The sequence below is a fragment of the Corallococcus sp. AB030 genome (assembly GCF_003668965.1).
GTDB classification, from domain to species: Bacteria; Myxococcota; Myxococcia; order Myxococcales; family Myxococcaceae; genus Corallococcus; species Corallococcus exiguus.
Map to the genome: position 1 here is coordinate 1 of NZ_RAWQ01000364.1, position 4,885 is coordinate 4,885.

A 4,885-nucleotide genomic window follows, 5' to 3' on the forward strand; every position below is an offset into this window, starting at 1 on the left:
CCCGCTCCAGCTTCCGCATGTCGTATGCTGTCAGCCCCAGCTCGGCAGGGCTCCTTGCCGGTCGCATGCTCCAGAAACTGCGCATGCGACCCGGATTTGTCTCGGAACTTCTGGCGACCTACTTAGAGGGGGCGCAATTCCTTCAGCCCGCCCATGTACGGCACCAACGCCTCCGGGATGGCGACGCTTCCGTCCTCCCGCTGGAAGTTCTCCAGGATGGCGATGCTCGTGCGCCCCACGGCCAGCCCGCTGCCGTTGAGGGTGTGCAGCATCTGGGGCTTGTCCCCCTTCTGGGGGCGGAAGCGGATCTTCGCGCGGCGGGCCTGGAAGTCGCCGCAGTCCGAGCAGGACGAAATCTCCCGGTACGCGCCCTGGCCGGGCAGCCAGACCTCGATGTCGTACGTCTTGCGCGCGCCGAAGCCCATGTCCCCGGTGCACAGCAGCATCACGCGGTGGTGCAGCCCCAGCCGGCGGAGGATGTCGCACGCGTCATCCGTCATGGCCTCCAGCTCTTCCAGGCTCTTGTCCGGCTGGGAGAACTTCACCAGCTCCACCTTGTGGAACTGGTGCTGGCGGATGAGGCCGCGCGTGTCGCGTCCGGCGGCGCCGGCCTCCGCGCGGAAGCACGGGCTGAAGGCGCAGTAGCGGATGGGGAGCTGGTCGCCCTCCAGGATTTCGTCCGCGTGGTAGTTCGTCACGGGGACTTCCGCGGTGGGGATGAGGAAGCGCTCGGGGTCGCCGGACGTCTTGAAGGCGTCGTCCTCGAACTTGGGCAGCTGGCCCGTGCCCATCATCGTCTCGCGCAGCACGAGGTAGGGCGGGAGCAGCTCCGTGTAGCCCTTGGACGTGTGCACGTCGATCATGAACGTGACGAGCGCGCGCTCCAGCCGCGCCAGGGCGCCCTTGTAGAAGGTGAAGCGGCTGCCGGACACCTTCGCGGCGCGCTCGAAGTCGAGCATGCCCAGCGACTCGCCCAGCTCGAAGTGCTGCTTCGGCGTGAAGAGCAGGTTCGGCTTCTCACCCCAGGTCTTCACCTGGACGTTCTCGTCCGCGCTCGCGCCCACCGGGACGGAGTCGTGGGGCACGTTGGGGATGACCAGCAGGATGCGGTTGAGCTCGTCCTCGACTTCCTTGAGGCGGGACTCCTTCTCCTTGATCTCCTGGGAGACGCCGCGCAGGTCGCCGCGCAGCTTCTCCATGGCGGACGGATCCTCCTTGGCCTTGCGCTTCATCTCCTCGTTGGCGGCGTTGCGGCGCGCGGCCAGCGCCTCCATGGAGACATAGAGGTCGCGGCGCTCCAGGAAGAGCGACTGGAAGGGGCCGAGGTCCAGGCTGCCGCCCCGAGTCTTCAGTCGGGCGACGACCGCATCGAAGTTCTGCGCAACGTTCCGGAGGTCCAGCATAGGGGCTCGCCTTGTAGTCATCCCGGGCGTGGGCCGGCAAGGCTCACCACGCACCGGGTGCTCAAGGCCGGACGCCCCCAGGCCCCGGGGGCTGACCGGAAGGGCCCCGCCGCTGGTCTACCGGAGGGGTGGGCGGGCCTGGAACGAGAGGCCCGCCCGCCAGTCCCGGTCAGTGTTCGAGGTCGTAGATTTCGTCCTCGATGTCCTTCTTGTCCGCCGCGTCCGGCTTCTTCACCAGGTACTCCTTGAAGGCCGTGATGGCGTCCTTGCGCTTGTTGCGCTCCTTGTAGGCGAAGCCCAGGTAGTAGAAGGACTGCGCGTTGTCCGGCTCGACACTGGTGGCCTTCTTGTACCAGTCGATGGCCTTGGCGTACTGGGCCTGCTCCGTGAAGGCGCGGGCGACCTTGTAGTAGACGTACGTGAGCTTCGGATCCGCCTTGAGCGCCGCCTGGTAGCGGCGAACGGCGTCGTCCCAGCGGGCGGCGTTGAAGAGCACGTCGCCGATGGCGCCCATCACCCGTGTGCGCTGCGGATCCGCCTTGAGCGCCGCCTCGAAGGAGGCGATGGCGTCGTCGAACTGGGCGCGCTCCAGGTGGGCGTGGCCCAGGGCCTCATGCGCGTCCGCGTAGTTGGGCTCCAGCTCCACGGCGGCCTTCCACTGCTCGACGGCGTCCGGCAGCCGCTTCGCGTCGCGCAGGATGACGCCGTACGCGTAGTGGTAGTCCGGGCGCTTGGGCGCGCGGTCCACGGCGGTCTTCATGCTGTCGAGCGCCTGGGTGTACTCGGCGCGCTTCGCGCGCACGAGGCCCAGGTAGTAGAGCGCCTCGTGGTTGGACGGCTCGTTGCGCAGCGCGAGGCCCAGGTTGCTCTCCGCGCCGGCCAGGTCGCCCTTCTCCAGGAGCACCGCGCCCAGGGTGATGGGCGTGGTGATGGAGCGGGGGTCCTCCGCCTTGGCCTTCTCCAGCTCCGCGGCGGCCTCGTCCAGCCGGTGCAGCCGCCAGAGGACCAGGCCGCGCTGCAGCCGGCCGTCCTTCAACAGGTGCGGATCCAGCTCCAGGGCGCGGTTGGCCTCCGTCTCCGCGCGGGTGGCGTCGCCATTGAGCAGGGCCACGCGTGACAGGCCCAGGTGGGCGTCCGCCAGGTTGGGGTCCAGCTGTACGGCGCGGTCGAACTCCTGCTGCGCGAGCAGGCTGTTGTTCTCCGCGAGCGCCAGCTCTCCCAGGCCCGCGTGCACGCCCGCGTGCTCCGGCGCCTGCTGCGCGGCGGCCTCCAGCAGGCCGCGCGCGTCCGCGTTGCGGTGCTGCCGGAGATACAGGCGGCCCAGGTACAGGCCCGCGTCCACCAGCTTCGCGTCGGCGGCGTTGGCGCGCTTGAAGTGGCCTTCCGCCTCCGTGGGCTTGTCGAGCGCGTCCTCGATGCGGCCGTAGAGGTACGCGATGCGCGCCTCGTTGGGGAAGCTCTTGCTGGCGGCCTCCACGGCGGTGAGCGCGTCCTGCATCTTGCCCGTCATCACCAGCGCGGTGATGTGGCCGTCCACGAACTCCAGGTTGTCCTTGTCCTCTTTCGCGAGCGAGGCGTAGAGCGGCAGCGCGCCGTCGTAGTCACGCTGCGAGCGCAGCACCTGGGCGAGCTGGGCCTTGATGAACTCGGAGTCCGGGTTGGCCTTGAGGGCCTCCTTCAGCTCCGTTTCCGCTTCCTTGGGCTTGAACTGCTGGAAGAGGGCCATGCCCTTGAGGCCGAGGGCGCGGGCGCGCTCGGCGGGCCCCAGCGCGTCCTGGAGCTTCAGGGCGCTCTCCACGGCCTGGGCGCCCTGCTCGATGTTCGACTTGCGCACCAGCAGCTCCACCGCGGCCAGCTCCACCGCGGAGGCGGCGTGCTGCGGATCCGCGGCGAGCGCCTCCGCGTAGGCCTTGGCGGCCTCGTCGGCCTTGCCCTGCGCCTGGTACAGGTTGCCCAGCGCGTGGTGGGCCTTGGCGGACTTCGCGTCCTTCTCCAGCAGCTTGGTCAGCGTGGCGACGGCGTTGGGGATGTCCTTCTGCTGCGCGTAGGACTCCGCCAGGAGGAAGGAGAGCTCCAGGTCGCCCTGGTTGTCCTCGCGGCTGGCGGCGTCCTGCAGGCGGGCCTGTACCTCCGCGGCCCTTCGCTGGGTGAGCGCGATGCCGGCGGTGGTCTTGATGACCTCCACGTTCTTCTCACCCAGCAGCTCGATGGACTCCATGTGCTTGCCGCACGCGGTGAGGTCGGAGCGCTCTCCGTCCGCGTAGCGGCGCTGCAGGTAGGCGACGGACTGGCACCAGAGGGCGCGGACCTCCGGGTACTCGTTCTTCGCCAGCACCTGGGCGCTCGTCTTTCGCGCATCCTTGTAGCTGGCGTACGTGTCCGCCAGCAGCCCCTTGCGCGCCTCCTCGACGAGCTTCGCCTCGGCGGAGCCGGCGGACACGCGGGCCGGGAAGAACTTGTTACGGCCGAAGGCGCCGTAGCGGCTGGCCTCGAAGCTGGCGCCGGTGCCCAGCACGACCACCGCCACGCCCGCGGCGATGATGGCGGGCAGGCGCTTCTTCCACTTCGCGTCGGAGGCGCTGCGGTCCACGACGGACACCGCGGCCATGCGGCCTTCGTAGAGCTGGCGCAGCCGCTCCATGCTGGCCTGGGGGTTGGCGGGATCCGCGGCGCCCGTCGTCTCCGGAGCCGGCGCGCCCGGGGTGGCCGCGAGCGGCACGGCCTTGGCCGGGCCCTCCATCAGCCGCTGGATGGCGGCGGCGAACACGGGCACGGTGCCGATGGCGGACCACGCCTCCGAGTCCGGCGACACGTCCTCGTTGCCGAGGAGCTGGCCGTCCTCGAGCATCTTGACGATGACGCCCTCCTCGAACGGGCCGAACATCTTCCCGGAGCGGCGGCGCACGTGGAAGCGCTTCACCTGCACGCGGCCACCGGCGTCCTTGCCGGCGCTGTCGTCGATGAAGCTGAGCATCTCCAGGCCGTCCGCGGGGCCCGCGGCGGGCGGGGGCGGCAGCGGCGCGGAGAGGTCCGCTTCCAGGTCATCCACGGGCGCGGCGGTGGGGTCGAACTCCAGCGCGTCCGGAAGGCCCGTGGCCGCGGAGGACGGGACGGGCGCGGGGTCGCCGAAGTCCACGTCGCCGAAGTCCGTGGCGGGGTTGATTCGCGCGGGCGGCGCGGCCGGGGCGGGGTCGCCGAAGTCCAGCTGGAAGTCCGGAGCGGGCGGCGCGGCCGGGGGCGGCGACGAGAAGTCCACGGCGAACGGATGATCCGTGGGAATGGGGGCCTGGCCGTACGCGGGGGCAGGCGGCTCCGCGAAGTCGAAGGACACGGCCGAGGGCGCGGCGGGCGAGGGCAGGTCCGAGAAGTCCATCGCCTGGGGCGCGGCGGGCGAGGGCAGGTCGGAGAAGTCCAGGCCGGGCGAGGGCGGCAGGGCGAAGGGGTCCTCGCTCGCGGAGGGCAGCCCGCCCATGTCGTAGGAC

Annotated in this window: 2 protein-coding genes; both read right to left on the bottom strand. The window is 70.5% G+C overall.

Annotated elements, in window-relative coordinates; all coding sequences use genetic code 11:
• Positions 1-122: 122 nt before the first annotated feature.
• Positions 123-1,403 (bottom strand): serine--tRNA ligase, encoded by a 1,281-nt coding sequence (serS, locus tag D7Y15_RS42285; protein WP_121756096.1) that lies wholly within the window; start codon positions 1,401-1,403, stop codon positions 123-125.
• Between the two features lie 169 nt (positions 1,404-1,572).
• On the bottom strand, positions 1,573-4,885 hold a 3,313-nt coding region (locus D7Y15_RS42290), incomplete at its 5' end, for a tetratricopeptide repeat protein (protein WP_121756097.1).